The sequence below is a fragment of the Nocardia sp. JCM 34519.1 genome (assembly GCF_020361265.1).
Lineage (GTDB): Bacteria > Actinomycetota > Actinomycetes > Mycobacteriales > Mycobacteriaceae > Nocardia > Nocardia arthritidis_A.
This window is the reverse complement of record NZ_JAIRBR010000007.1, coordinates 105,027-131,753: the sequence shown is the minus strand read 5'-3', so window position 1 is coordinate 131,753 and position 26,727 is coordinate 105,027. Positions and strand designations below refer to the sequence as shown.

General features: G+C 68.1%; 28 protein-coding genes. 10 read left to right on the top strand and 18 right to left on the bottom strand.

Annotated features, from left to right (window positions below):
• Positions 1-55: 55 nt before the first annotated feature.
• Positions 56-790 carry a PP2C family serine/threonine-protein phosphatase gene (locus tag LGY53_RS19485; protein ID WP_225728102.1) on the top strand — a complete coding sequence of 245 codons (735 nt, stop codon included), beginning with the start codon at positions 56-58 and terminating at the stop codon, positions 788-790.
• On the opposite strand, the gene dgoD is transcribed toward LGY53_RS19485, so the two are convergent.
• The 8 genes from dgoD to LGY53_RS19445 form a co-directional block, all read right to left on the bottom strand.
• Positions 791-1,930, bottom strand: coding sequence for a galactonate dehydratase (gene dgoD, locus LGY53_RS19480; RefSeq protein ID WP_225728101.1), 1,140 nt, complete (start codon positions 1,928-1,930; stop codon positions 791-793).
• Positions 1,927-2,682, bottom strand: a complete 756-nt coding sequence (locus tag LGY53_RS19475; protein WP_225728100.1) for an SDR family NAD(P)-dependent oxidoreductase — start codon at positions 2,680-2,682, stop codon at positions 1,927-1,929. Before LGY53_RS19475 ends, dgoD begins: the two co-directional genes overlap by 4 nt.
• A gap of 11 nt (positions 2,683-2,693) precedes the next feature.
• Positions 2,694-3,638: a sugar kinase gene (locus LGY53_RS19470; protein ID WP_225728099.1), complete on the bottom strand. Its 945-nt coding sequence runs from the start codon at positions 3,636-3,638 to the stop codon at positions 2,694-2,696.
• Between the two features lie 88 nt (positions 3,639-3,726).
• Entirely contained in the window at positions 3,727-4,335 is a 609-nt protein-coding gene (locus LGY53_RS19465) for a bifunctional 4-hydroxy-2-oxoglutarate aldolase/2-dehydro-3-deoxy-phosphogluconate aldolase (RefSeq protein ID WP_225728098.1), read from the bottom strand.
• Complete coding sequence (locus LGY53_RS19460) at positions 4,325-5,206, bottom strand: SMP-30/gluconolactonase/LRE family protein (protein ID WP_225728097.1); 882 nt, start codon at positions 5,204-5,206, stop codon at positions 4,325-4,327. Before LGY53_RS19460 ends, LGY53_RS19465 begins: the two co-directional genes overlap by 11 nt.
• 118 nt (positions 5,207-5,324) lie before the next feature.
• Positions 5,325-6,368 (bottom strand): ABC transporter permease, encoded by a 1,044-nt coding sequence (locus tag LGY53_RS19455; protein ID WP_225728096.1) that lies wholly within the window; start codon positions 6,366-6,368, stop codon positions 5,325-5,327.
• Complete coding sequence (locus LGY53_RS19450; RefSeq protein WP_225728095.1) at positions 6,365-7,888, bottom strand: sugar ABC transporter ATP-binding protein; 1,524 nt, start codon at positions 7,886-7,888, stop codon at positions 6,365-6,367. The genes LGY53_RS19455 and LGY53_RS19450 overlap by 4 nt, the downstream gene beginning before the upstream one ends.
• On the bottom strand, positions 7,879-8,928 hold the full coding sequence (locus LGY53_RS19445; RefSeq protein WP_225728094.1) for a substrate-binding domain-containing protein: 1,050 nt from the start codon (positions 8,926-8,928) through the stop codon (positions 7,879-7,881). The genes LGY53_RS19450 and LGY53_RS19445 overlap by 10 nt, the downstream gene beginning before the upstream one ends.
• 183 nt (positions 8,929-9,111) lie before the next feature.
• Between LGY53_RS19445 and LGY53_RS19440 the strand changes: the two genes are divergently transcribed.
• From LGY53_RS19440 to LGY53_RS19430, 3 genes are all read left to right on the top strand, one after another.
• On the top strand, positions 9,112-10,341 hold the full coding sequence (locus LGY53_RS19440) for an ROK family protein (RefSeq protein ID WP_225728093.1): 1,230 nt from the start codon (positions 9,112-9,114) through the stop codon (positions 10,339-10,341).
• 125 nt (positions 10,342-10,466) lie between these two features.
• Complete coding sequence (locus LGY53_RS19435; protein ID WP_225728092.1) at positions 10,467-12,125, top strand: SMI1/KNR4 family protein; 1,659 nt, start codon at positions 10,467-10,469, stop codon at positions 12,123-12,125.
• A gap of 50 nt (positions 12,126-12,175) precedes the next feature.
• On the top strand, positions 12,176-13,438 hold the full coding sequence (locus LGY53_RS19430) for a S9 family peptidase (protein WP_225728091.1): 1,263 nt from the start codon (positions 12,176-12,178) through the stop codon (positions 13,436-13,438).
• Here LGY53_RS19430 and LGY53_RS19425 read toward each other — a convergent pair.
• Positions 13,428-14,615, bottom strand: coding sequence for a cytochrome P450 (locus tag LGY53_RS19425; protein ID WP_225728090.1), 1,188 nt, complete (start codon positions 14,613-14,615; stop codon positions 13,428-13,430). The genes LGY53_RS19430 and LGY53_RS19425 overlap by 11 nt on opposite strands.
• A 203-nt stretch (positions 14,616-14,818) precedes the next feature.
• Between LGY53_RS19425 and LGY53_RS19420 the strand changes: the two genes are divergently transcribed.
• A complete protein-coding gene (locus LGY53_RS19420; protein WP_225728089.1) occupies positions 14,819-15,562 on the top strand; it encodes a helix-turn-helix domain-containing protein in 744 nt (247 codons plus the stop codon).
• A 49-nt stretch (positions 15,563-15,611) separates the two neighbouring features.
• Here the strand turns inward: LGY53_RS19420 and LGY53_RS19415 are convergent, their stop codons facing one another.
• On the bottom strand, positions 15,612-16,010 hold the full coding sequence (locus LGY53_RS19415) for an NUDIX domain-containing protein (RefSeq protein ID WP_167475591.1): 399 nt from the start codon (positions 16,008-16,010) through the stop codon (positions 15,612-15,614).
• 22 nt (positions 16,011-16,032) lie between these two features.
• Entirely contained in the window at positions 16,033-17,157 is a 1,125-nt protein-coding gene (locus LGY53_RS19410; RefSeq protein ID WP_225728088.1) for a metallophosphoesterase, read from the bottom strand.
• A gap of 197 nt (positions 17,158-17,354) precedes the next feature.
• Here LGY53_RS19410 and LGY53_RS19405 point away from each other — a divergent pair, with 197 nt between their 5' ends.
• Both LGY53_RS19405 and LGY53_RS19400 read left to right on the top strand, forming a co-directional pair.
• Positions 17,355-18,173, top strand: coding sequence for a Gmad2 immunoglobulin-like domain-containing protein (locus LGY53_RS19405; protein WP_225728087.1), 819 nt, complete (start codon positions 17,355-17,357; stop codon positions 18,171-18,173).
• 133 nt (positions 18,174-18,306) lie between these two features.
• Positions 18,307-19,512 carry a hypothetical protein gene (locus LGY53_RS19400; protein WP_225728086.1) on the top strand — a complete coding sequence of 402 codons (1,206 nt, stop codon included), beginning with the start codon at positions 18,307-18,309 and terminating at the stop codon, positions 19,510-19,512.
• Between the two features lie 5 nt (positions 19,513-19,517).
• Here LGY53_RS19400 and LGY53_RS19395 read toward each other — a convergent pair whose 3' ends face one another.
• Positions 19,518-20,288, bottom strand: a complete 771-nt coding sequence (locus LGY53_RS19395; protein WP_225728085.1) for a trans-aconitate 2-methyltransferase — start codon at positions 20,286-20,288, stop codon at positions 19,518-19,520.
• 40 nt (positions 20,289-20,328) lie between these two features.
• The gene (locus LGY53_RS19390; RefSeq protein WP_225728084.1) at positions 20,329-20,811 is read right to left on the bottom strand and encodes a nitroreductase family deazaflavin-dependent oxidoreductase; all 483 of its coding nucleotides are present in this window, start codon (positions 20,809-20,811) and stop codon (positions 20,329-20,331) included.
• Between the two features lie 52 nt (positions 20,812-20,863).
• Between LGY53_RS19390 and soxR the strand changes: the two genes are divergently transcribed.
• Positions 20,864-21,268 (top strand): redox-sensitive transcriptional activator SoxR, encoded by a 405-nt coding sequence (gene soxR, locus LGY53_RS19385; RefSeq protein WP_225728083.1) that lies wholly within the window; start codon positions 20,864-20,866, stop codon positions 21,266-21,268.
• Positions 21,269-21,360: 92 nt separating this feature from the next.
• Complete coding sequence (locus LGY53_RS19380) at positions 21,361-21,783, top strand: hypothetical protein (protein ID WP_167475602.1); 423 nt, start codon at positions 21,361-21,363, stop codon at positions 21,781-21,783.
• A 22-nt stretch (positions 21,784-21,805) separates the two neighbouring features.
• On the opposite strand, the gene LGY53_RS19375 is transcribed toward LGY53_RS19380, so the two are convergent.
• The 3 genes from LGY53_RS19375 to LGY53_RS19365 all read right to left on the bottom strand — a co-directional run bounded on the left by LGY53_RS19375 (position 21,806) and on the right by LGY53_RS19365 (position 24,376).
• A complete protein-coding gene (locus tag LGY53_RS19375; protein ID WP_225728082.1) occupies positions 21,806-22,528 on the bottom strand; it encodes a hypothetical protein in 723 nt (240 codons plus the stop codon).
• A 60-nt stretch (positions 22,529-22,588) separates the two neighbouring features.
• Positions 22,589-23,245: a hypothetical protein gene (locus LGY53_RS19370; protein WP_225728081.1), complete on the bottom strand. Its 657-nt coding sequence runs from the start codon at positions 23,243-23,245 to the stop codon at positions 22,589-22,591.
• Between the two features lie 120 nt (positions 23,246-23,365).
• Entirely contained in the window at positions 23,366-24,376 is a 1,011-nt protein-coding gene (locus tag LGY53_RS19365; RefSeq protein WP_225728080.1) for a saccharopine dehydrogenase NADP-binding domain-containing protein, read from the bottom strand.
• A gap of 115 nt (positions 24,377-24,491) precedes the next feature.
• Here LGY53_RS19365 and LGY53_RS19360 point away from each other — a divergent pair, with 115 nt between their 5' ends.
• Complete coding sequence (locus tag LGY53_RS19360) at positions 24,492-24,917, top strand: pyridoxamine 5'-phosphate oxidase family protein (RefSeq protein WP_225728079.1); 426 nt, start codon at positions 24,492-24,494, stop codon at positions 24,915-24,917.
• Here the strand turns inward: LGY53_RS19360 and LGY53_RS19355 are convergent.
• Together LGY53_RS19355 and LGY53_RS19350 are read right to left on the bottom strand one after the other, a co-directional pair.
• Positions 24,880-26,055, bottom strand: a complete 1,176-nt coding sequence (locus LGY53_RS19355) for a P1 family peptidase (protein ID WP_225728078.1) — start codon at positions 26,053-26,055, stop codon at positions 24,880-24,882. The genes LGY53_RS19360 and LGY53_RS19355 overlap by 38 nt on opposite strands.
• Positions 26,039-26,680, bottom strand: a complete 642-nt coding sequence (locus tag LGY53_RS19350; RefSeq protein WP_225728077.1) for a TetR/AcrR family transcriptional regulator — start codon at positions 26,678-26,680, stop codon at positions 26,039-26,041. Before LGY53_RS19350 ends, LGY53_RS19355 begins: the two co-directional genes overlap by 17 nt.
• Between the last annotated feature and the right edge of the window lie 47 nt (positions 26,681-26,727).

Below are 26,727 nucleotides of genomic sequence, written 5' to 3'. Positions count from 1 at the left end.
ACTGAACACGTGCTGATCAACAGCACCAGGCAGCGCTCGACCAGAGGAGTTCAGCGTGCATACCGCGGCAACCACCCTGATCCTGCACCCGCTGATGCTCACGCACGTCTCGGGTGAACCGGCGAGCCGACGCGGTATGCGTGCCATCAACGCCGACGCGGCCGCGACGCGGACGGATCCGCGGACCGGGCGCACGGCCTTCGCGGTCGCCGACGGCGTCGGCGACCATCTGCTCTCGGCCAGAGCGGCGCGCAGCGCGGCGACGGTGGCGGCGGAGGTGGCGGCGCATTCCGGTGCGCATGCGGGAATCCTTGCCGCACAACGGGAACTGCTGCGCGAGTTCCCGCAGCCGGAGGCCGACAGCGTGCTGGTGGTCGCGGTGCTGCCCGCGACCGGCGGCCCGGACGGACCCTGCGATATCGCCTGGGTCGGCGACTGCCGCGCCTACCGCTGGAACGGCCGGGTGCTGCACCAGATCACCACGGATCACACTGTCGCGGAATACTTCCGCGCCCGCGGGCTCACGGCGGGACGCCGGATGAACCATCTCGTCACCACCTCGGCCCGCACCGCCCGGCCGGACACCATCGGCCGGGCCAGCACCGGTTCCAGCCACGGCCGCATCCTGCTCGGCACCGACGGGGTCACCAAGGTCATCCCGATGGCCGAGATCAAAACCGTGCTCGCCACCGCCGTCAACCCGGCCATCGCCGCGAATATGTTGGTGGACAGCGCATTGAGCGCGGGCGGTACCGATAACGCCACCGCGTATGTCGTGGACTGCCGCTGATCACCATTCGGCTAACGAGCCGTCCCGACGCTGCCACACCGGATTGCGCCAGCGGTGGCCAGCGGCCCGGCGCACGGCGTCCTCGTCGATCTCGATCCCGAGACCCGGACCCGACAGCAGCCCGACATAACCGTCGCGGTAGGCGAATACGGCCGGGTCGACCAGATAGTCCAGCAGGTCGGACCCGGTGTTGTAGTGGATGCCGAGGCTCTGCTCCTGAATGAGCAGATTGGGCGTCGCGAACCCCACCTGCAGGCTGGCGGCCAGCGCGATCGGACCGAGCGGGCAGTGCGGGGCCACCGCGATATCGCGGGTCTCGGCCGCCGCGGCGATGCGGCGGACCTCCGAGATGCCGCCCGCATGCGAAAGATCCGGCTGCACCACCGCGATGCCCTGGTCGAGCACCCGCCGGAAATCCCACCGCGAATACAGCCGCTCCCCCGTGGCGATGGGAATGCTTGTGGCCGAGGCTATTTCGCCGATCCGCTCACTCACCTCGGGCACCAGCGGTTCCTCGACGAAGAACGGCAGATACGGTTCGAGCAGCGGCAGCACCCGGCGGGCCATCGCGACCGAAAGTCTGCCGTGGAAATCTACGGCGATATCGAATTCGTCGCCGACCGCCGCGCGCACCGCGGCGACCCGCTCGACGATGCCGAGGGTGGCGCGTGGCGTATCGATGGGTTCCAGCTCGGCCGACGCGTTCATCTTGATCGCGGTGAAGCCCTGCTGTTTTCGCTCGACCGCGGCCTCGGCGACCGCGTCCGGCCGGTCGCCGCCGATCCAGCTGTACACCCGGATCCGGTCGCGTACCGCGCCGCCGAGCAGCTGCCACACCGGCACGCCGAGCGCCTTGCCCGCGATATCCCACAACGCCTGATCGATGCCGGCGACCGCACTGGACAGGATCGGACCGCCCCGGTAGAAACCGCCCTTGGTGAGCGTCTGCCAGTGCGCCTCGATGGTCAGCGGATCCCGGCCGACCAGGTAATCGGCCAGTTCGTCGACGGCCGCGGCGACGGTGTGCGCGCGACCCTCGATCACCGGCTCGCCCCAACCGGCGATGCCCTCGTCGGTATCGATACGCAGGAAACACCAGCGCGGCGCGACCAAATACGTGGTGAGCGCGGTGATTTTCATCTGGATTCCTTTCGCACGCTCCAGCCGCCGTCGACGACCAGATTCGCGCCGGTGATGAACGAGGCGTCGTCGGAGGCGAGGAAGGCGACCGCGGCCGCCACCTCCTCCGGCCTGCCGAGCCGGTCCAGCGCGGTGGCCCGCGCCGAGAGTTCGCGGCCGTCGGCGTCCACGTCGTCCCAGACCGGGGTGAGGATCGGCCCGGGCAGAATCGCGTTGAACCGCACCCGTTCCGGGCCGTATTCGACGGCCAGCTGCCGCACGAGCGCGGTGATACCGCCCTTCGCCGCCGCGTACACCGGATATCCGGGCAGCCCGAATTGTGCGTGCACGCTGGAGATGGCCACGACATTGCCGCGCCGGACGCGCAGATCGTCGATGAACGTGCGCACGCCGAGGAACAGCGGGGTCAGGTTCACCGCGATACCGTCGTCCCAAGCCCGGGTGGACAGCGCGTGCGCGGGCACGGTCGCCTGCCGGGATGCGTTGCTGCACAACAGATCCAGCGGGCCGAACAGGGCGGACACCCGGTCCCGCAACTCGCTCCACGCCGTCTCGTCGGATACGTCGCAGTGCACGAATTCCGCGCGCAGCCCGTCGGCCCTGATCTGCGCGGCGACCTCTTTACCGCCGGGTTCGGCGATATCGGCGATCACCACCGCGGCGCCCTCGGCGGCCAGCCTGCGCGCCGTCGCCGCGCCGATACCCGACGCGGCCCCGGTGACCACCGCGACCCGATCCGCCAGGCGACCCATCGCGCCCCCTCTCATCGATCGATATCGGCCGCGTCGAGCAGGCCGAATTCCTGTCGGGTCGGCAGACCCTGCCAGTCGCCGACACCCGCGACCGCGAACGCACCGCAGGTCGCCGCCGAACGCATTCGCGCACTTATGGATTCGCCGTCCAGCAGAGCGGCGAGGTATCCGGCGACGAAGGCGTCGCCCGCACCGACCGGGTCGACGCAGGTGACCGGTACGGCGGGTTGCTCGATCGGTTCGCCGTCCGGCAACGCGAGCGCGCCATCCGCGCCGAGCTTCAGCACAACTTGCGAAGGGCCCAGTGCGGCAAGAGCTTTCGCCATCTCGGCTGGGGCCTGCCGGGGTACGAGCAGCGCGGCTTCCTCGGGTCCGGCGAAGACGATATTCGAGTGGGCGACAAGATCGCCGAGTTCGGCCGACGCGTCGGCGGCCGACCACAGCGCGGCGCGATAGTTGATATCGAGCGAAACCGTGACACCGGCGGTCACTGCCGCATCCAGCGCCAAATGCACAGCCGATCGGGCGGTTTCGCTGAGCGCCGGAGTGATTCCGGTCAGATGCAGCACGCGCGCGGCGGCGATCCGGGCCGGATCGATATCGTCCGGCGATAAGCGTGATCCCGCGAAACCCTTGCGGTAGTAGGTGACTCGGGTCCGGTCTGCGGTGCGGCGCTCACGCAGCATCAACCCACTCGGCACATCGGGCTCGATCCGGCAGCCGGAAATATCAACTCGCTCGGCACGCAACCGATCCAGCACCATGGTGCCTATGGCGTCCGCACCGACCCGGCCGATCCAGGCGCTCGTATGCCCGAGCCTGCTGACTCCGATGGCGACGGTCGCCTCGGCTCCGGCGAAATCCATCCGCATCGCCGCACCGGGAGCCAGCGGCCCCGCTTCGGTCGCGGCGACCACACCGAGCGCTTCTCCCAACGTAATCAGTTCGGCGCTCATTGTGCTCGGCCTCCGACATGAGGCGCTGCATCACGGATAGTCGCGGTGCACACCGAGATATCTTGCAGCACAAATGATTCGGCAATCATTACAGCCGCTCGCGCAGCTCGAATGCCCTGGCTCGCAACGCATTCAGGTCGCCGCCGTCGAGCGCGTCGCCGATGAGCGGGGAGCCCATGCCGACCGCTCTGGCTCCGGCGGAGAGATAAGTTCCGGCATCGGCGATTCCGACGCCGCCGGTGGGAACGAGCGGGATTTCGGGCAGCGGCCCACGTACCGCCTTCAGGTAATTCGGCCCGAAGGCCGAGGCCGGGAAGACTTTCACCATGGTGGCTCCGGCAACCCAGGCGTGGTGAATCTCGGTGGGGGTCAACGCACCTGGTATCACCGGGACACCGAGGCGACGGCCCTCCGCGATCACCTCGTCGATGACGGCGGGCGTGATCAGGAAGGCCGCACCGGCGTCGACGGCACGCCCGGCGTCGGCCGCGGTCAGCACCGTGCCCGCGCCGACCGGGTAGGCGGCTGCGGAACATTCCTTCAGCGCGTCGAGTGCACCCGGACTGTTCAGCGTGAATTCGACTGCGGTGATGCCCGATTCGTGCAGCGCCGCAGTCGCCTCGGCGAAGCGCTTCGCGGTGGCGGCGCGCAGGATCGCGATCACCGGTGTGGTCAGGTCCATCGGTCTAGCGGTCATCGGCGGGCACCAATCCTGTGTCGGCGTATGGGGTTATCGGCAGGCCGGTGCTACCCGGTCGGCAGGTGAACAGACGCCCGGCCTCCGGTTCGTTCTGTTCCGCGGCCGTGGTGATTACCAGCCTGTCCAGGTCCGGTCCGGCGAAGGTGCAGCTGCTCACCTGTGACGGACCGACGTCGACCACCGCATACGGCCGACCGTCCGGATCGAAGGCGCGCACCTGTCCCGCACCCCAGACGGCGACCCAGACTCGGCCGTCGGCGTCGACGGTGAGCCCATCGGGATCGCCGTCCGCGAATTCGGCGAAAACCCTTCCGTTGCCGAATGTTCCACTGTCAAGGTCGTAGTCGAATGCCTCGACCCGCTGGGTGGGGCTGTCGGTGTAGTAGAGGGTGCCGCCGTCCGGACTCCAGCCGAGCCCGTTGGATATCGTCACGCCCGTCCGCGATACGCTCAGCGTCCCATCGGGATCCAGCCGATAGAGCGCCGCGCTGCCCATGACTCCGTCCTCGGACATCGAACCCGCGAACACCCGTCCGCACGGATCGACCTTCGCGTCGTTCATCCGCCGGATGACACTGTCATTCGGAAATGGCAGCGGCACAATATCTTTCACAAGACCATCGACAATGCGGCAGATCCGGTCACCCACCATGACGAGCAGCGATCCGGATACGCACGGCAGCACCGCGCTCACCGGCCCGTCGAGTCGCAGAGTCTCGACAAGCTGTATATCGGCTCCGTCGAGCATCCCCTGATGGAGCAGCCCTGCCCGGATATCGACCCACAGCAGCCGAGAACCGTCCCAGACCGGTCCCTCACAGAGCCGCCCGGGTAGCGGCGAACATGGTTGTGCACGAAGTACTTTCATATAGCTCCTCGGATCGGCTCGACGGGCACAGGGCGGCGTTTCGAAGTGGGACACCCGCCCTCGCGCCCCGCACCGGAACCGCACATAAGTTGGACGGGGGGTGCGACGACACCACCGCCTACGTCGGCAGCCCGACCGCCCGCTCCCCGCTGCGCCGCTGCTGGATCACCACCGCGGCCACCAGCAACGCACCCTGTGCGACGTTCTGCCAAAACGTATTCACACCAACAACATTCAGCCCATTATCGAGCGCACCGAGCAGCACCACCGCGAGCAGCGTCCCACCAACCGTCCCCTTGCCGCCCTTGAGCGCACAACCGCCGAGCGCGGCCGCGGTGATCGACTTCAGCTCCAAACCCTCACTGCCGGAGACGGGTTGGCCGGATCCGGTGCGCGCGGTCAGGATGATCCCGGCGATCGCCGCGACGATACCGGCCAGCACGTACACCGCGATCAGATACTTGTTGATGTTGATACCGGACAGCCGGGCCGCGGTGTCGTTACCGCCGATCGCGTAGATATTGCGGCCCAGGTCGGTGTATTTCAGCAGCACGTGCACGGCCAGCGCGACCACCGCGAGTATCACCACCGGCACCGGCAGCCCGGCGATCTTGCCGCGCGCCAGGAAGATGAATACGTCGTTGTCGAGGACGAAGCCCTGCGCCTTACCGCCCGAGATCAATTGCGCGACACCCTTGTACGCGGCCAGCGTGGCCAGCGTCGCGATCACCGGATTCACCCGCCCGTACACGATGACCAGTCCGTTCGCCGCGCCGAGCACCACCCCGACGCCGACCGCCGCCAGCATGCCGAGCAGGGCGTTGCTCCCGCCGGCGGTGAACGCCATCGCGCTGATCACCGAGGCGACACCGGCCTGCGAGCCGACCGAAATATCCAGTGCCCCACAGATGATCACCACCGTCTGCACCACGGCCAGCAGTCCGAATACGGTGACCGCCTCGCCGATTCCGGCCAGGTTCGCCGGATCGAGGTAGCCGTCGTTGAGCCAGGCGAAGATCGCGACGATCACCACCAACGCGCCGATCAGGCTCAGGTTGCCGGTGCCGATGAACCGCAGCACCCGCCGCGGCGTCAGCGCGTTCACAGACCGGGACGCGACGGGTTCGGCCTTGGTTGTCAACGAAAGTTGTTGCTCGGTCATGGATTTCCTTCGGGTGTCGCGGCGGCCAGATCTCCGGCCATGGCCAGCGCGAGAATGGCCTCCTCGCTGGCCTGGTCGCGCTCCAGCTCGCCGGTGACCCGGCCGTCCTGCATGACGACGATCCGGTCGGCGAGGCCGAGCACTTCGGGCAGTTCCGAGGAGATGACCAGAACCGCCATACCCGTTTCGGCCAATTCCTCGATGACGTGGTAGATCTCGATCTTGGCGCCGATATCGACGCCGCGGGTCGGCTCATCGAGGATCAGCACCTTGGGTTTGCGGGCCAGCCAGCGGGCCAGCACCACCTTCTGCTGGTTGCCGCCGGACAGTTTGCGCACCTCCTGTTCCACCGACGGCGTGCGGATGCGCAGCGTGTGCACGAATTCGTCCGCCAGCCTGCGCTCCTCGCCGCGGCGCACGAACCGCCAGCGGCGCAGCCGGTCGAGCACGGCCAGCGTGATGTTGTCGCGGACGCCGCGAAACATGAGCAGCGCCTGCGCCTTTCGCTCCTCCGGCGCGTAACCCACACCGGCCCGCACCGCATCGCGCGGCTGGCGCAGCCGCAGCCGTTTCCCGTCGACGCGCACCTCACCGGACCGGATCGGCAGGTCACCAGCCAGCGCCCCGGCCAGTTCCGACCGGCCCGCGCCGACCAGCCCGGCCAGCGCCACCACCTCGCCCGCGCGCACCCGCAGGCTCACATCGCGCACATCGTCGGTGGTGACGCCGTCGACGTCGAGTACGACGCGGCCCGGCTCGGTCTGCTTGCGCGCGAACATGGTCGACAGATCGCGCCCGACCATCATCCGCACGATCTCCCGGTCGCTGGTCGCCGCGGTTTCGCGCACCCCGACCACCGCACCGTCGCGCAGCACCGCGACCCGGTCCGCGAGGCGGAAGATCTCCCGCATCCGGTGCGATACGTAGATCACCGCGACCCCGCGTTCGCGCAGCCGGTTGATCAGCGCGAACAGCGATTCGGTCTCGTGGTCGGACAGCGAGGAGGTCGGCTCGTCGAATGCGATCACCCGCGCGTCGGTGCTGAGCGCGCGCATGATTTCCACCAATTGCCGTCGCGCCGCAGTGAGTTTCGAGCCGATCGTATCCGGGTCCAGGTCGCGGCCGAAGCCGAGGCGGGCCAGGTCGGCGCGCATCCGCTCGCGCAGCGCCGCCCGGTCGAGCAGGCGCCCGGCGCGCCGCGGCAGCGAGCCGATATAGACGTTCTCGGCCACCGATACGTGCGGGACGATCTCCGGTTCCTGCGCGATCACCCGCACTCCGGCCGCGCGCGCGTCGGCCGGAGTGGCCGGTTCGAAAGGCACACCGTCGAGTTCGAGCCGGCCGCCATCCGGGCGGTGATCGCCGCCGATGATCCGGATGAGGGTGGATTTACCCGCACCGTTCTCCCCGACCAGCGCGGTCACCGCGCCGGCCGGGAATTCCAGGCTCACCTCGCGCAGCGCGGGCACCCCCGCGAAGCTCTTGTCCAGACCGGCGACCCGCAATCCGGTCAGCTGCATTGCACGCCCGCCTGCTGCCAGTTCGTCGCATCCACCATCTTGGTCGGCGCGAATGCCTCCTGCGGCATGGCTTTTCCGTTCTTCAGGTAGTCGTAGATGGTCTGCACCGACAGCGCGCCGACATCCTTGCCGTTGATGAACAGTGCCGCCTTGAAGCCGGTCGGCTTACCGCCGCGCCACTCCTTGCAGGCCAGGTAGGCGCCGAGGCCGACGCCGAGCACATTGTCCGCGCCGTAGCCCGCGTTCTGGATGGCGGAGACGCCGCCGCTGACGTTTTCGTCGTTGCAGCCCATGACGATCCAGTTCTTCACCGACCGGTTGCCCGCGACGGTGGCCGAGATCTTGTTCTGCGCGTCCGACGGCGTGTTGTCGGTACCGACCTCGATCACCCTCACGTCGACGCCCGCGGCATCGCGAAATGCCTTCTCGTTGGCCTTGACTCGGTCGGTGCAGACGGTGACGTCCTGCTTCCAGGCGTCCACGATCGCCGTCTCCTCCGGCTTCCAGCCGTACTTCTTGAAGTCCTGGCCCGCGCGGGTGCCGACCTCGGTGCCCATCTGGGTGCCGCTGAATCCGACGCGCGGCACCAGATTCTCCTTGGCGCAGGACGACGGATCGGGACCGTTGGTGCAGACCTGGTCATCGGAGGTGAGCAGCGCGACGCCCGCCGCCTTGGTGAGCTGGGCGACCTGCGGGCCCACCGACGGGTCCGGTACGACAACGATTACGCCGCTTGCCTTTTGGTTGATCGCGTTCTGCACCTCGGTGACGGCCTTGTTCGCGTCGTTGCCGAGGTTCACCACCTTCAGGTCGACGCCGAGTTCGGCCGCCTTGGCCTTGGCGCCATCGGCCTCGCCGATGAAGTACTCCTGGTCGCCCTGCTTCTGGGCGTACACGAGGCTGATCTTGCCGGTGGTGTGCTGCGGCCCGGTGGACGGACCGCCCGAATCCTTGCCCGATGAGCAGCCGGTGGCGGCCAGCACCAGCGACACTCCGCAAATGGCCGCGCTGGTCCAACGCCGTCGGTGGGTCCAGGACATGACGTGCTCCTCATCGTTCTCGCCGGGCAAACAGGGTGTGTTCACCTGTTCCGCTGGCCGCGGCCTCCGGCGCATTGCAGTGACGTGGGTTACATTATGACTTCGGATAACCCTTGTAAATACTCTTGGGAGAAATACGCTCGGTAGCGTTCTCGAGGATCAGCGGAAGGAGTTGGCCGGACCGTGTACCAGCTGACCGCGCGGGATATCAGAAGGCGCAACAGGTTCAGCGTGCTGCAGGCGGTGTACGCCGCCGACGGGCACACCAGCAGGCAGGAGATCACCAGGACCACCGGGCTCTCGTTCGCGACGGTCGGCAATATGATCGCCGAACTGCTCGATGTCGGGATGCTCGCCGAACTCGGCCACGACGCGGCTGGCGTCGGCAGGCCGCGCGCCCGGCTGGCCATCAATCCGGACCGCGGCACTCTGCTCGGCGTCGACATCGCCGAAACCGCAATCCATTTCGACCTCTACGACCTGGCGATGTCGGTGCTGCGCTCGGTCGAGATCCCGATCGATCCGGCCGCGACTCGACCCGAGGATGTCGCCGACCTGATCGCGCGCGGCACCGCCGAACTCACCGCCACCGAGGCGGACCGGGTACTCGGCATCGGGCTCAGCGTGCCGGGCCTGGTGGAGCCCGAGGGCGGCGTCTCGGTATTCTCGCCGTACTGGCACTGGCGCAATGTCCCATTCAAAACGCTACTGGAGCAACGGGTTTCGCATCCGTTGTATCTGGACAACCCGCTCAAGGCGAGCACGGCCGCACAGCTGTGGTTCGGCGCGGGCCGCGATGTGGACGACCTGATCGTCGTCACGCTGCGCGCGGGTGTCGGCATCGGCGTCGTCATCGACGGCAGGCTCTATCGCGGCGTCACCAACAGCGCGGGCGAATGGGGACATACCAACCTGATCCTCGATGGGCGCGAATGCCGTTGCGGCAGAAAAGGTTGCGTCGAGGCATACGTCGGCGCGCCGGGTATCGTGCGCACCCTGCGCGAGGTGGCGCCGTCCAGCCCGCTGCTCGACCGCGACGACGCGCTGACCATCGCGGCCATCGCGACGGCCGCGGCACGCGACGACGCGGTGGCGGGCGAGGTGATCGAGCGGACCGGCGAATACCTGGGCGCGGCCGTCGCTAATCTGGTGAACCTGTTCAACCCGCGCACCATGGTGTTCGGCGACCTCGTCGCGAATCAGCTCGGCGAGCCGCTGCTGGCGGCGACCCGCCGGGCCGCCGCCCGGCACGCCATGACCGATCCGTTCGCGGCGGTGACCATGCAGCTGTGCACCCTGCCGCACAACCCGGCCAGCCTCGGCGCGGCGACCTTCGCGCTGGAGGGTTTCCTGGCAGACCGGGAAACCTTCGGATCGATCGCGTCGTGGCGGGCGACCCGCGCCACGACCTGACCTCGTATCGATAAAACGATGTGCCGCACCGAAATTCATCGAACGGTATTCCCATGGCAGGGAGCCCGGTCTGCGTGGTGTCGTGGCTAGGGTTGGCCGCGACACGATACAACGGGTGGGACAACATGGCTGAATTGACCGAACAGGTCGAGCAGCTGGCACGCGAGTTCGCGGAAAGTGGCGCGACAGCGGGAACACTGGAGCTGCACAGCGGTATCGGCGTCAGCTACCGCGACGTGGTCGGCGCGCTGGCTCCGGTGCTGCCGGACACCTCGGCCATTTCGGCTGCGGTGCGTGCCGAACTGGGCGCGGGTTCGAACGATATGGCGCAGATGCGGCTGCGGTTGTCCGGTGACCGCTACGAATTCCAATACCGCTGCGAGACACCACATTCCGACAACCAATTCGGGTGGGACTTCGCCCGGCAGCTGATCTTCGACTCCACCTACCGCTATCCCGGTCACGCCATTCCGGTCCCGAGCACCGACGCCGCCCCCGACGACCGGCCCACCGATCCGGAGTTGGTCGCGACCGTGGCCGGTCTGGTCCGCGAGTACGTGGAACTGCGCACTCGGCAATCGGGCAGCGCACCCCAGCTGGGCACCGGGAACACCGAAGCGGAGATCGCCGCGGCCGAGGCGCGGATCGGTTTGCGACTGCCGGAGGACCTGCGCGCGCTTTATCGGGTGGTGAGCCACGAATACGACGACAGGGGTCTGCTGACATTCACCGCGCTGCTGCCATTGGCTACCGTCGCCACGGCCCACCTGAACGACGACACCGAAACGGCGGGCGTGGATTACGGTTACGGCACCATCGGGGCTTGGAAGGATTCCCTGTTCGCCGGGTTCGATCACGTCGTATTCGAATCCTGGCCGCACGGTGTGGTGCGTCGGATCTCGCGCAGCCCGAAGTGGGTGATCATCGGCAGCCGTGACCGCGATGTGGCGGCCGTCGACCTCGACCCCGGTCCGATGGGCGTATCCGGGCAGGTGATCAAGTTCGAACCCGATGGGTGGTACCCCGCCTCCCGGCAGGAAGAATCCGTTCTCGCGGTGCTGCGGCGGACAGTCGAATCGCTGCGCCCTGGCGGGCCGGAGGTAGCGTACTTCGACCACACCTACCATCGGCGGCATGAGGCGTACCTGCGCGCGGGCGAATCGGTCGCCGGGCTTCCCGATCCGGCCGCCGTGCAGGATCTCGCGGTCGATGGTGACTCGTTCGACGCCGCCGAGCTGACGGCGCTGCCCCTACTGCGGGCGCTGCGCTTGCGCGTCGAATCGGTGCGGTCGTCCGTACCGCACACGGTTCCGCTGGAACGGGTTGTCATGCACGGGCCGCGCATCGAGCTGGAGCCGCTGGCGGGCCACCCGACCCTGTGGGACATCACCCCCTCCGGCACGGAAGAGCCGGTGCGCATCGGCCCGCTGGCGACATTGCCGTCGCTGCAACGCCTGGATATCTCGAAGATCGAGGTATCCGACCTCGAGTCGATCGCCACACTGCCCGCCTTGCGGATGTTGGTGGCGACCGCGCCGCAGTGGCGGCTGTTGCGCGACCGGGGCGCGGTGCCCGCCGGACTCGCTGCCGCCGAGCTGGCGGGCGACGCCGCCTTCGACGACGAAATCACCTGGGCCGCAGGCTTCGGCATCGACCCCGCCACCGCATCGCTGCCGGTCGTGCGCGGCACGCTGACGAATGTGCGGCGACGCACCGAGCCGTTCGACTACGACGCGCACATGCGCGAACTGATGAACCGCATGGGACATCACCCGCAGGCCTGAGCTCCGGGACATCGCGCGCCGGAACATCGCGCGCGGGGTATCTTGCGACGATGAACGATCGGGGCCGGATACGACGGCAATCCAGGCGCACGGCGGCAGCGGCCGCTCTGACGACAGTCGCCGGGCTGGTTTGTGCCGCCCCGACCGGAGCCGCACCCGGCACGGAGCCGCCGGGCGCGGCTCCGGCAGCCGACGGGTTCTACGATCCGCCCGCGAATCTCGTTGCGGGCGACCATGGATCGATCATCTGGTCACGCCCCCTCAGCAGTGATCCGGCGCTGCCGGGTGCGCGAAACTACCTGGTGCTGTATCGATCCGTGGACGCGCAGGGCCGGACGGTCGCGGTGTCCGGCACCGTCGCGGTGCCGGAAGGCGTTGCGCCGGAGGGCGGTTGGCCGCTGATCTCCTGGGCGCACGGCACCACCGGGGTCGCCGATATCTGCGCGCCGTCGCGCGATACCGGACCCGACTTTCCGTCCCACGATTACACCGCGCCGGTGCGCCGGACCCTGGCGCGCTGGATCGCCGCCGGATACGCCGTCGCCCAAACGGACTATCAGGGGCTGGGCACCCCAGGACCGCACGGCTACCTGATCGGCGAGACCGAACAGCGCGCGGTCGCCGATATGGCCGCCGCCGCAAGGCAACTCGACCCGAATATCGGCGACCGCTGGGTCGCCATGGGCCATTCGCAGGGCGGGCAGGCCGCCATCTTCACCGATGCCCGTGCCCAGCAATGGGTTCCGGGGATGCACCTGCTCGGCGCGGTGGCGCTGGCGCCCGCATCACATATCGGGCTCGGCATGCGGGCGAGCCAATTGGCCACCGCCGCCGGCAGTTCCGGCGCGCTCGGCGCGCTCGCGGGCGGCGGCGCGACACCGTTCGTTCCGCTGTTCGTGCGCGGCGCGCAGACCGTCGCCGACCTCGACCCCGGCCGCTTCCTCACCCCGCGCGCCCAGGCACTGCTGCCGCTCGCCGACCGCGGCTGCGTCGGGCAGTTGCGCGAGCCGGACGAGTGGGGCGGGCTGCCGGGCGGCGAGGTATTCACCCCGGATGCCGATATGTCCGATCTACTCCGTGTGCTCGATGAAAACGACCCTGGCACACTGACATTCGGCCTTCCAGCGCTCGTGCTCCAGGGCCGGGCCGACACCGTCGTCTTCCCGGTGGGAACCGACGCCATGATGGCACAACTGAAGGCCACCGGGCAGCCCGTCGAATACCGCACCTATCCGGGCGTCGACCACCGCGGCGTCGTCGATGCCTCCTTCGACGACGCCCTGGCCTGGGTGAACGCCCGCTTCACCAGGTGACCGGCAGGCGGCGCAGCCCGAAGATATTTCCCTCGCGCACCGGCACCTCCGCGGGCGAACACGCCAGCGCCAGCGTCGGGAACCGGGATACCAAGGCGGGCAACGCGACCCGCATCTCCACCCGGGCCAGCTGCTGCCCGAGGCACTGATGCGGGCCGTGACCGAAGGCGAGGTGCCCGACGGGCCGCCTGCGCAGGTCGAGGGTGTCGGGATCCGGGAACCGATTCGGGTCGCGGTTGGCGGCGTTGTATGACAGCGCGACGGACTCCCCCGCCTTGATCAGCTGCCCGTGCAGCTCGACGTCCACCAGCGCGGCGCGCACACTGGTGTGCACGATCGTCAGGTAGCGCAGCAGCTCCTCCACCGCGGCGTCGGCGATATCGGGTTCGGCGCGCAACAGCGCGAGCTGGTCCGGATTCTCCAGCAGCGCAAAGGTGCTCAGCGCGATCATGCTTCGGGTGGTGTCCAGCCCGGCGCCGAGCAGGAACGTTCCGATGCCGCCGAGCTCGGCATCGGTCAGATCCTGCGCGGCCAGCTCGCTCAGCACATCGTCGGTGGGGGCGGCCCGCTTGGCGGCCACCAGCGCCTCGATGTAGGCGGCCAACTGGTTCCAGGCCGCGCCCATCGCCTCGAACGACTCCGGTTCGACCACCGCGCTCACCTGCTCCTGGAAGAAGTCCTGATCGGCGACGGGTACGCCCAACAGCTCGCAGATCGTCAGCGCGGGCACCGGCTGAGCGAAGGCGGACACCAAATCGATTGGCGGACCGTGCTTTTCCATGGCATCCAGATATTCGGTGCTGATCTGCTCGATCCGGTCGGTGAGCAATCGCATCCGTCGGACGGTGAACTTCATCGCCAGCATGCGCCGCAACCGGGTGTGCTCCGGCGCGTCCATTCCGCCGAAATCGCCCGGCGGGGCGGGGGCCTGCGAAAGGTCGACGTCGTGCAGCGGGTCGTGCAACAGCTCGTATCGGGCGCTGAACCGCGCATCCACCTCAACGGCCCGCACCACCTCGTGACCGGTGGCCAGCCAGCCGAGGTGGCCGTCCGGGAAGCGCATCCGGGTGAGCGTTGCTCGCTCACGGATCTCGGCCAGCCCCTCGGGTGGATCGAATGGGCGATCCGTGCGCCGGGAAACCGGCAATTCGATTGCGTCGGTGGATGATTCGGTCATTTCGCAGTCCCTTCGCGGTTGATCACACCACGCTAGGAACCGTTCATTTCCACAGCAAGTGAGCCGATTGCAAATATCCAGGTGGCAGCGCTTTTCTCGGAGAATCGGTGCAATGATGTTGTCGGTTAACGCAATTCGGCCCGGAAATTGTTGCAATGGACTGTCGTTGAATGCCACTCTTGTCCGGAAGGACAGGAGCAAACATGCCGGGACGCCGCCTCGCTTACGCCGACCGCAGACAGATCAGCGCCGGCCTCGCGCGGGGACTCAGCTATGCCGAGATCGCCCGTCAGCTCGATCGGCCGACCTCGACCGTGACCAGGGAGGTCACCCGCAACGGCGGGCCGGGGAGCTACCGCGCGGAACCGGCGCAGCGGGCCACCGGTCAGCGGGCCCGCCGCCGCGCGCCGCACCTCGACACCCGGCACCCGGACCCGGCCGAGCACTACGACGCGATATCCGCACTTACGACCGAGCTTTCCACCCGCCTGATGCGAATGGGCCTGCCACGCATGGCGTCCCGCGTATTCGCCCGGCTCTGCGTCGCCGATGCCGACAGCGTCACCGCCGCCGAACTCGCCGCGGCACTGCGGGTTACGCCCGCGTCCATCTCGAAGGCGGTGGGCTACCTCACGGAGGTCGGCCTGCTCCTGCGCGAACGCGACGGCCGCCGCGACCGCTTCCGAATCGGCGACGATGTATGGATGCGGGTCGGCCTGATCAGTTCGAATACCGACCAGGCCTTCATCACCGCCGCCCGCCGGTGCGCCGCCGCACTCGGCGCCGACACCCCCGCCGGGGCCAGGCTGGCGGAGCTCGCCTGGTCGCTGGGGGAGCTCTACCGCGCCCATCCATGCCCGGAATGCGGTACACCGCTGACGATTCCGGCGCTATTCGGCGTCAACGCCGGAATCGTCGCCGCCGCGCCGGATGGACCGGCGAGATAAACGCCGGGGCCGGTGACTCTTTCGGCGCGATCGCGCCGAAGAACGCTGCCTACCAGTCGATCAGGCCGAGTTCGTGCAGTTTACGGAAGACGAGCATCGATCCCGGCGCGACATGGTCCATCCCGGCGTATTCGCCGCCGGTGAAGTAGCGCAGTTCGGCGATCTCGGCCGACGGCCGCGGATCGCCGTCGAGTTCGGCGGTGAAACAGGTCATATGCAGCTGTGTTCCCGGCGCGTGCCCGTATGCCTGCGCCTCGAATACACCGAGCCGGTCGAAGGCGAGGATGCCGACGCCGAGTTCCTCCCGCACCTCGCGACGCAGGGCGAGCTCCGGGGTCTCGCCCGCATCGATCTTGCCGCCCGCCATATAGAACACCGGCTTGCCGATCGACCGGGCCTGCAGCAGCCTGCGGTTTCGGACATGTGCCAACGCAGCTGTTCGGATCACCGGACCACCCTACGCGAGCCGGTTACCCGGTCCGCAACACCAATACCGTGATCTCACTCGGCGCGAAGAGGCGCAACTGCGGACCCCAGAAGCCGGTGCCGCGGCTGGTGTAGAGCTGGGTGTGCGCGCCGTGCCTGCTCAGGCCGGCGAGCACCGGCTGCTCCAACCGGACCAGATAGTGGAACGGCCAGATCTGACCGCCGTGCGTATGCCCCGAGATCTGTAGCGCCACACCGGCTTTCGCGGCATCGGCGACCTGGCGCGGCTGATGGGCGAGCAGTACGACGGGTGCGTCCGGATCGGCGCCGTCCAGCGCGGCGGGCAGGTCGGGCCCGTGCCCGGCCAACGCGATACCGGTCGGGTCGTCGATTCCGGCGATCACCAGGCGGTCCGCACCGCGCACGATCGTCTCGTGCCGATTGCGCAGCGGCTGCCAGCCGAGTCCGGCCATATGCTCGATCCAGCCCGGCGCGTCACCGAAATATTCGTGGTTGCCGGTGATGTAGAACCGGCCGAGCGGGGCGTCCACCTTGCCGAGCGGATCCACCTGCGGATGCCGCCGCGCCACCGAACCGTCCGCGAGATCGCCCGCGTGACAGGCGATATCGGGCCGCTGCTCGTTCACCAGCGCGACAACCCGCTCCGACCAGCGCAACCGGTTCAGCGCGGCGAAATGAGTGTCGGTGAGCACCACGAGCCGCAACCCGTCGAAGGCCGGGCCCAGTCGCGGGATGGCCACCTCGAGCGTGCGCACCCGCGGCACCCGACGCGCCTCGTAGACACCCCAGCCGACCAGCGCCGCCGAGACCGCGAACACACCGGCCGCGACGATTCGCGACCGCGCCGGATCGGCGACGCCGCCCACCGCGAGCGCGAGCCCGGCGACGTTACCTATTACCGACCAGGTGAACACCACCCACAGCACGCCGAGCAACGTATCGCCGAGCACCGACGCCGCATCCGACTGCGCGGGCCCGTGCCCGAGATACATCGCGGCGGGCAAGGCGAGCACCGCGGCGACGAACAGCGCCGATCCGGCGAACAGCACCGGTCCGGACGCGATCGCGCCGATCAGCGTCCACCAGGGCAGCGCGCACAGCAGCGCGGGAATCGCCAGAAACAGCACCAGGCGTGGCACATACTTCACCGAACGTCATCCTCTGTGGTCGGAACCTCCGACGATACGCGACCGGCGGTTCGTATCACCGCCCACTACTGTGCTCGATGGAGCGCGGCGCCCATTGTGACGTTCGCGGTTCGGGTGTGGTCCTTCGGCCCGTGCGCCGGGCGGTCATCGCGCGGATCCTCGACAGTACCCGTCCTCAGGCCACGGAGCGGATCGCGATGATCACGAAAATTCCGGCACCACAACGTCGTTCGACGATAACCCTGGTGATTGCCGCCGCCGCGGCGGTACTCGCCGCCGCGGCACTGGTTTTCGCGGTCACCCGCGGTGGCGGCGGCAACGGACCGACGACCGTTTCGCCGGTGCCGACCGCGATCACGTCGGGACCGGTTGTGCCGCCGAGTGTTTCGACCTCCGCCCAGCCGACCGGCGGTTCGTACCACTTCGGATATCAGCCGCTGTACCCGTACGCCACCGCCGAACAGGCGGCCGATATGGAACAGTCCGTGCGCGCGGGACATCAACCGTGGCGGCTGGACGCGGGCACGATCGCCCAGATGTTCACCCAGTGGCACCTCGGCTTCCAGGGCATCGACAAGGTGTGGAAGGTCGACGTCCGCGGCGACGAGGCCTGGGCGGGTGTCGGTTTCGCGAATCCGAACGGAGCGCCCGCCACTGCGGCCGTCATCCATCTGGTGCGCTTCGGCCCGAACCCGGATTCGCTCTGGGAGGTGGTCGGCACCGAGGACACCACGCTGACGCTCACCGCTCCGGCATACGGGTCGACGGTGCGTTCACCGGTGACCGCGGGCGGCCGCATCACCGGAGTCGACGAGAGCCTGCGCGTGCAGGTCCGCCAGACCGACCAGTCGCCTGCGGGCGAGGTATCGCGCATACCGGCGGGCGGAACTGAAACTCCGTGGTCGGCGCGCGTGCCGTTCACCGCCGCCTGCCCCGGCACACTCACCGTCGCGGTGTCGACCGGCGGTCATATCGCGGATGTCGAACGCTTCGCCATCACCGGCGTTCGGTGCTGAGCACAGGTTCACGGGGCTGAACCAAGGGTTGTCCCGGAGTCGCGGCTCAGGGTCGAAACCCGATGCGCGCGAGGGGGCACGAACGCGACGATGGTGGCTCACCCATATATGTATCGGAAGGACGAGCAGCACGATGCGGAAGATCACCATCGCCGTCACCGCCGCCGCCACCGTGCTGGCCGGTGTGGCGGGCTGCGCACCGGATCCAGCGCGGGACGATCCGGCACCGCCGCGCGGCGATATCGTGTCGAGTACGCCGGTCGCGCAGCTCGACACCGAGGAGACCGGCGCATTCCTGGCGCAGGCGAAATTCGGCACGCCGGTCCGCAACGGCGTCGACGCCTTCCGCGTCGACTACCGGACGATCACGCCCGACGGTAAACCGACGACGGCCTCCGGGCTGGTGGTGCTGCCGCGCACCGAAACGCCCCGGCTGCGGCTGGTCGGCTTCGAGCACGGAACCATGTTCAACCGCGGCGACGCGCCGTCGGTCGATCAGGGCGCACACCCGGACAAGGCGCGGACCATCATGTTCGCCGCCGCCGGATACGCGGCGGTGGCGCCGGACTATCTCGGCCTCGGCGACGGCCCCGGCTTCCACCCCTATACCCACGCACCCTCCGAGGTCAGCGCCTCGGCCGATCTGTTGCGCGCCGCACGAACCCTTGCGGCGCAACGACATCGGGAGATCGAACCGGATGTGCTCGTCACCGGGTTCTCCCAAGGCGGTGAGGCCGCAACCGGTTTGGGCAAGGCGCTGCAGGCCGGGCAGGTGCCGGGATTCGGGCTGGCCGCACTGGCTCCGGTGAGCGGACCGTACGACGTGCAGCACGTCGAGACGCCCGCCGGTCTCGACGGCCGGGTGACCCCCGCCGTCGCGACCATCTACTTCGCCTACTGGATCACCTCGATGAACCGCATCCACCACCTGTACGACCAACCGGCGCAAGCCTTCCAGCAGCCGTACGCCGATACGGTCGAGCAACTCTTCGACGGTGCGCACACCGACGTTCAGATCGCCACCGGTCTGCCGAGCCGGCCGGATCAGCTGCTGACACCCGAATTCCTGGCCAGGGCAAAGGATCCCACCGGCTCGGTGCTCGCGGCCATGCGCGACAGCGACGGCACCTGCGACTGGACGCCGCGGGTCCCGGTGCGGCTCTACGCCGCGACGGGCGATCACGATGTGCCGTACCAGAATTCGGAAAGCTCCCTGCGGGCGCTGAATTCGGACAAGGCGTCGCTCACCGATCTGGGCGAGGTGGACCACAACACCGGCGCACGGCTGGCCATGCCGCGGATCCTCGACTGGTTCCAGCAGGTGGTCCCGGCCACCTGAGGGGCCTAGGCGCCTGGCGTTTGCGCCACGCAGAACACGCGGCGGAACGGAAGCCAGGTGGTGCCGTCGACCTGACGCGGATAGGCCGCGCGCAGCAGCGGGGCCAATTCCGCACGGAACTCCTGCCATTCGTCCTCGTCGAGGGTGTCGCGGACCGGGCGCAGCGCCGTGCCGGTGACCCATTCGAGCACCGGATCGTCACCGGTCAACCGCTGCAAATACGTGGTCTCCCAGGCGTCGACGGCGCAGCCGGCGGCCGCGAACAACTGCGCGTAGCCCGCCGGATCGAGCACCGGGCGCGGATGCTGTAGCGGGGCCCCGGCCAGCGCCGGCCGCCAGCGCTCGCTGTCGGTCAGCTCGCGGATCGCCAGATGTGAAGGCGCGTCGAAGTTTCCGGGTACCTGAATGGCGAGCCAGGCGCCGGGCGGCAGCTGTTTCGCCCACTCGGTGAGCAGCGCGGGATGGCCGGGCACCCACTGCAGCACGGCATTGCTGACCACCACGTCGGTATCGGGCTCCGGACGCCAGTCCCGCACATCCTGCAGTACCGCGTCGATGCCGTTTTCCTTTGCCGCGCCGACCATTTCGACGGACGAGTCGGTGGCCTGCAGCGCCGCGCCCGGCCAGCGCTCGCGCAGCGTCACCGTCAGATTGCCGGGCCCACAGCCGAGATCGACCACCCGTCGCGGCGCATCCGCTCGCACCCGGGCGACCAGTTCGAAGAACGGCCGGGACCGCTCGTCGTCGAATGCCAGATACTTCACGGGATCCCACATCGGCCGCTCCCTTCGAATTACCAAACCGTACGTACGTACTTTATTCCTCTTTCCGGTCCCGGACAAGGGCGGAGAACGTGTCCATCCCCTGCACCGCCCGCGGCTCCTCGAGGATGACCAACGGTATCTCCCGATCCGTTGCGGCCCGGTACTTCTCGTAGAGCGGGAAGATCTCCGCCATCACCGGCCACAGCCGCGCCACCTCCATCGCATCGGCGGTGCGGGCCCGCGCCACGAAGTGGTCGCGACCCACCTGGATGCCGACATCCGGATCGGCGAGCAGATTCCGGTACCACTCCGGATGCTCCCGCGCACCGCCGTTCGAGGCGACCACCAGGTAGCGGTCGGCGTCCCGGCCGTAGATCAGCGCGGTGCGGCGCAGCTTACCCGACCTGCGGCCGCGCACCGTCAACAGCAGCGTCGGCCAGCCGTTGTACGAATGCCCGTCCGCGCCATCGCTTTCCACATATCTGCGGACGTGGTGGGCTACCCAGTCGGTCGGGCTGTCGAAGACTTCACTCATGCGTTCGAGCATCGAAGTTAAACATATGTTCAAGTCAAGCTAGGGTATCCGGATGACGGCGCACCGCACCGACGAGCTGACCATCGGTGAATTGGCGCGGCGCAGCGGCGTTTCCACGTCGGCGCTGCGCTTCTACGAACGACAGGGCCTGCTTACCAGCCGCCGCACCGGCGGTAACCAGCGGCGCTATCCGGATACCGTGCTCGGCGATATCGCGTTCATCCGGGCCGCGCAGCGCCTCGGCATCGCGCTCGGGCCGATCCGCGACGTACTCGCGCTGGTGCCGCCGGGCGCCGCCGGGACGCCGCAGGTTTGGGCGCGGGCATCCGCGTGCTGGCGCGCTGATTTGGACGCCAGGGCCGCCCGACTCACCGGCCTGCGCGAACAACTCGCCGAATGCGCCGAATGCGACTGCCCATCGCTCACGCGGTGCACCCTGGTGCGTTCGGCCGAATAGCCCCGGGAACTATGGGCAGGCAGACCCGGCGGGCGATATGCGATTCTCGGCAGGCCCGCACCGCCGAAAGCCATGCTGGAAGGGGTAATTCGTTGAGCATTTCGACAAAGACCGCCGCCGTCACCGCATTCGGTGCGGTGAGCGCCGCCGTCGCGCTGGCCGCACCCCAGGCCGGAGCATCGGTCACCGGCATCGATATCGCGCCCGGTATGAGCTTCGGCAGCTCCGGCTCATACGGCACCGGCTGCTCATACCAGGTCACCGCCACCGCTACGCCCGGTGTCGCGGTGGTATTCCTGGACGAGGTCGACGGATTCCGCACCACCGATACGTTGAAACCGGTGGGCCCGGCCGCCGACGCCAACGGCAAGGCCACCACCACATGGACACCGGCCAAGAAGGGCGAGCACAAGATCTGGGCCGCCGAATACATTTCGGGCGAGCGGTATTACATCACCTCGGTGACCGTCGGCACCGGGATTCCCCTCGGCCCAGCGTGCCTCGTGCTGCCGTAACCGTATTCCGCTCGGGCGGAGGCTATTTCCCGTCCGGGTGACCGACCACCGCGAGCGCCGTCGTCCAATCCGTCGCTATGGCGTACTGGGCGTCGGCGAGCGCGACCTTCCCGCCGCACACCAGCGTATGTAATTTGTTCTCCACCTGATCTTTCGGATTGTTGACGCCGTCCTTGGCCTGATGCCCCGGCGAGGGCGGTTCGACCCACAGGTTGCGCGGATCGTTCGGGTCGCCGCCGAGCTCCAGCGAGATGAGGTGGTCGTATTCGGCCTGGCCGAGATCGCCGGTGTACGCGTAGGACTGGGCGTTGCCCTTCTTCTCCGTATCGGTGATGCCCTGAGCCGGCCGAATCGATCCCGTGTAGCCCGATTTACAGATCGTCGTCGCGATGTCCTCGGGTGTCACTTTGGGATTCACCGCGCCCGGCGTGCACACCGGGTCGGGCAGCGGCTGTCCGTCGGATGCCTTGCGGTAGTGGCAACTTCCCGGCGCGGGCTGCGCCTGATGGGTGTAATTGGTCGGCCCCGGCCCGACCGGAATCTGGGTATTCTGATGCACCGATGGCGCGGGCCCGAGAATGGGCCGGGTGGACGAGACCGAATTGTGTTGGGCGCAACCGGCGGTCAGCAATATCACCGCGATCGATGCACCCACCAGCATCGGACCGGAAAGTCGAGCATGTAACGATGAATCGGCGCACGCGCCGTCGTTCTCGGCGGTTGCCTGCCGGTAGCGTATTTTCATGTGAACCTCCGCATCAATTGTGCGGTAGGCGTTGATAATTCGCGAGACCGGCGGGTCGGTCTACTTCATCGCGGCGATGTAGGGACGCAGGCCGAGCGTGATATCCGCGCACGCACCCAGCAATACGTCGCGGGCCAAACCGTCGACCGGGGTGCGCAGCAACAGCCGAGTTCCCAGAATCGGCACCGACAGCGGTTCGCCCGCGCGGTCCCACCAGATGTAGGTGTCGTAGAGCTCGTCGACCAGCCGCCCGACGCTCCAGCCGCCGGCGGTGCGGATCACGTCCAGCCTGCCGAACTCCTGATCACCCTTGTCCCGCACCAGCATTCGGAACAGCTCAGGCGTCTTCGGCTCGGCCGGATCCGGCACGAACGTGAAAAGCGTTCCGCCCGTTGCCGCCACCGCCGTCGAGGTGTCGCCGCGCCGAATGGTGGCGATCTCGCCACCGTCGTCGCGGCTGAGCACGGTGGGCGCGGCGGATGCGGACCGCACCCAAACCGCCGACCCGTCCGCGTAGGTGATCCGATGTCTGCCGGTGCCACCGTTCTTGAATCCGAACAGGATTGCCAGCTTCGCACCCATCCCGTCGCCCGCACCCTGCACGCCCTCGGCGAGCGGATCGCCCGGCCCGCTCCGGAAGGTGATCTTCAGCGCATTGGACGTCTTGTGCACGACCCGGCCTTCGATCAGCGTCGAGCCACTCTGCGGGACGGACATTTCTCGATGGTATGGCCGGGTGTTGGGCGCGACGGCGCGATCGCCCGAATCGACCGGGAAACCCGGCGAGTCGGACGAAACGGCCCGTGCGGCAGGCATATCCGCACGGGCCGCCGCCGCTCAGAGCGCGACCGTGATCGCGCCGAGCTGTTCCAGCGTGTGCAGGAACGGTCGAGCGCGGAAAGCCTCGGCCGGAGTGAGCACGCCCGCCTTGCCGGGACCTTCGCCGAATGCGAGCCGGTCGGCGGCCGTCACCGAGGCCAGCGCCGCCGCGCGCCACAGATCGCGCCCGCCGAGGTGCCCGGCATATCCGCCGTGCGCCGAAATCGCCTGCACCGCAATGGTGAATTCGGTGGCCGCCCTGGCCTCGGGATCGACATCGGCGCTGTTGAACACGCCGTCCTCCTCGAAGGTCCGCGCCGTGAGCATCACCTCCACCTCGCGCACCGGCGTATGTCGCGGCACCGTGAGCACCTCCGGATAGGGCACCGGCGCGATCACCCGGCGCGGCCCCAGCGGTGCGGGGAACGGGAATACCGCATTGCGCGGTTCGACGTAGCCGAGCGCGATGGCGCCGTCGGTGAACGAAATGCGTTCGGTCTCCGCGAACAAATGGCGCGCGGTGTTCAATGCGCCGGTGGTGAGCCGCCATCCGGTTATCGAGTAGGCGACCACGAGCCGATCGATCGCACTCAATCCGTCGGCCACCGCCGCGGCGAGCAGATCGCCGAAGCCGCCGCAGAAGCTCATCGACGGAATCATCGTGACGTGCTGGCGCTGTGCCAGCGGTTCGAAATCGAACAGCCGTTTGACGTGATGTGGTTCGAGCGCGTGATCGATGTAGTGGCAGCCGCCCGCGACGGCGGCCGCCGCGACCGGCTCCCCCGTCTCCTTGAACGGGCCTGCGCAGTGGATGAGCACCGTTGCCTGATCGGTGAGTTCGCGCAGCGCGACCGGATCGTCAACGGCCGCGGGATGACTGCGCGCATCCAACTGTTTCGCCAGGTCGTCGAGTGCCTGCCCATCGCGGCCGGACAACACCAGTTGCCTTCCGCGAGCGTGTAGTTCGGCGGCGACCAACCGTCCGGTGTGCCCGGTGGCGCCGTAGATTGCGAAGACGGGATCGGTCATCACAGACCCACTTCCATACCTTCGATTCGTATGTATGTTCGAACGTACGAGCCACAAGGGAGGCGTGTCAAGCTGATTCGGAACATCCCACAACCCCTGCGAGTTACTGTCTTACATGCCAACTACCCTGTCCGACAAGGCCGTTGCCGCGATCAACGGCGGTCTGCTCGCCCACCTCGTCACGGTGAACCCCGACGGATCGCCGCTCGTCCGGTGCGTCTGGACCTTCGCCGAACCCGATGCGCTCACCATCGGCTCGATGGGACTGGACAAGCGCTATGTCCGTAATCTGCAACGGGATCAGCGGGTTTCGGTGTCCTACGAATCGGGGCGGAACGACGCGCACGGGCTCGCCGAATACCTCGTCGTCGAGGGTACGGCGGAGGTCGTCGGACCCGGCGGCCGGGAACTGCTCACCCGGCTCGCGAAGGCGTATATCGGACCGGACTCCCACTCCTTCGAGGATCCGTCGCTGGGGCCCGGTGACCTGATTCGCATCGCGATCAATCGGGTCGGCGGTCACGGTGACTGGGTGAATTGACAAGGGCCAGCACCGCTTCCCTCGGCAACGCGGGTGACCGGTGGCCGTCGCGGCCGGTCATCTCCGCGTTGACGAACAGCGCGTTCAGCACGGCCTCCTCCACCGCGGGCGCCACCGCCGCATAAAGCAGGTCCATGCGGTTCCACGGCAGGACGATCCGGGTTTCCAGCTCGGCGTCCGAAATCGCCCGCGCCGGAAACGAAGTGGCACCGGGGCGATCGTTCGCGGTGCTGAAGGCCAGGAAGATATCGCCGGAGAACACGCTGCCGGTGGTGCCGGTGCGGGCCAGGCCCAGCGGAACCCGCCGCGCGATGGCCTTGCACTGGGCGGCATCGAGCGGCGCATCGGTCGCGACGATGACGATGACCGAACCGGCGCCCGGCCCGGCGATATCCTGCTCGAACCAGTCGTCGGATTCCAGCGGGTTCGGGGTGTCGAGCATTCGGCCGACCGGGCAGCCGGTGATCGTCAGTTCGGCGCGGGCGCCGAAATTGGCCTGCACGAATACGCCGATCGTGAATACCTTTGTACCGAAGGATATCCGGCGCGACGCGGTACCGCTGCCGCCCTTGAATCCGTAACAGTTCATGCCGGTGCCGCCGCCCACCGAACCCTCGGCCACCGGTCCCGGACGCGCCGAATCCAGCGCCGCGCGAACCACATCCGGGGTGACGTGACCGCCGTTGATGTCGTTGAGATACCCGTCCCAGGTCTCCGCGCACACCGGCAGCAACCACTGCCGCGCCAGGGCAGGACGCACCGCGTTGATCCATTCGACCACGCCGATGTGACAGGCGCCGATGGCGTGCGTATTGGAAATCGTGATGGGCGACCACAATTCACCCACCTCGTCGATCCAGGTGGTGCCGGTCATCTCGCCGTTACCGTTCAGCGAGTACCAGCCCGCCGCGCACGGGCGCCCGACCCCGGCCCGCCCGCGCGGCAGGATCGCGGTCACGCCGGTGCGCACCGGCCCCCGCCCGACCACCAGGGGCCCTTCACCTTCGATCAACGTCCGGTAGCCGACCTCGACACCCGGCACATCGGTGATCGCGTTGTGCGACCCCGGCGTTCCCGGCAGTTCGAGTCCGAGCTCGCGAGCGCGCCGACCCGTCGAATCGCTATGCGCCACGGTCATCGCCGGTCACCTCGCCGATCGTCGTTATGGTCGAACAGCCGGTCGCGGTGCGGGCGTAGGAGCAGATCAGCGCGGCGGCGCGGGCGGGCGGCACCGCGCGATTGGGCGTGATGATGTGCAGCCCGTACGCGTCCTCCAGCGCGACCAAATTGTTGGCGATATCGAGCGCGGTTTCGGTGAGCGTGAAATGCCCTTGCGCCACACCGACTTCCAGCACCGCGAGATACAGCGCGACCTGTTTCTCGTACAGCGCGGTGAGCAGTGCGGCGTGCTCGTCGCGGAAGTTCAGGTGGTTGTTGAGCTGATAGAGCGCGACCACCAGCGGATCGTCGGCCGAACTCGGAATGCCCGCGACGATCATGGCGCGCATCTTCGCCCTGGCATCGGCGATACCGGCGACCATCGTCATCCGGTCGGCGAAGAAGCGTTCGCTGGCCTGGCGGTGCACCGCGCGCAGTAGGTTGTCCAAATCGTCGAAGTAGTAGTGCACGGTTCCTGTTGAGACACCGGCGATTTCGGCGACGTCGCGGACCCGCAGCGCATTGACGCCGCGAACCCGGATGGCGCTGAGCGTCGCATCGACGATGGCCGCGCGGGCCGCGTCCTGATTCTTCTTCCTGCCCAACCCGAATCCTGTTAGCTGACTGTCGGTTAAGTGAAGATTAGCCCGTT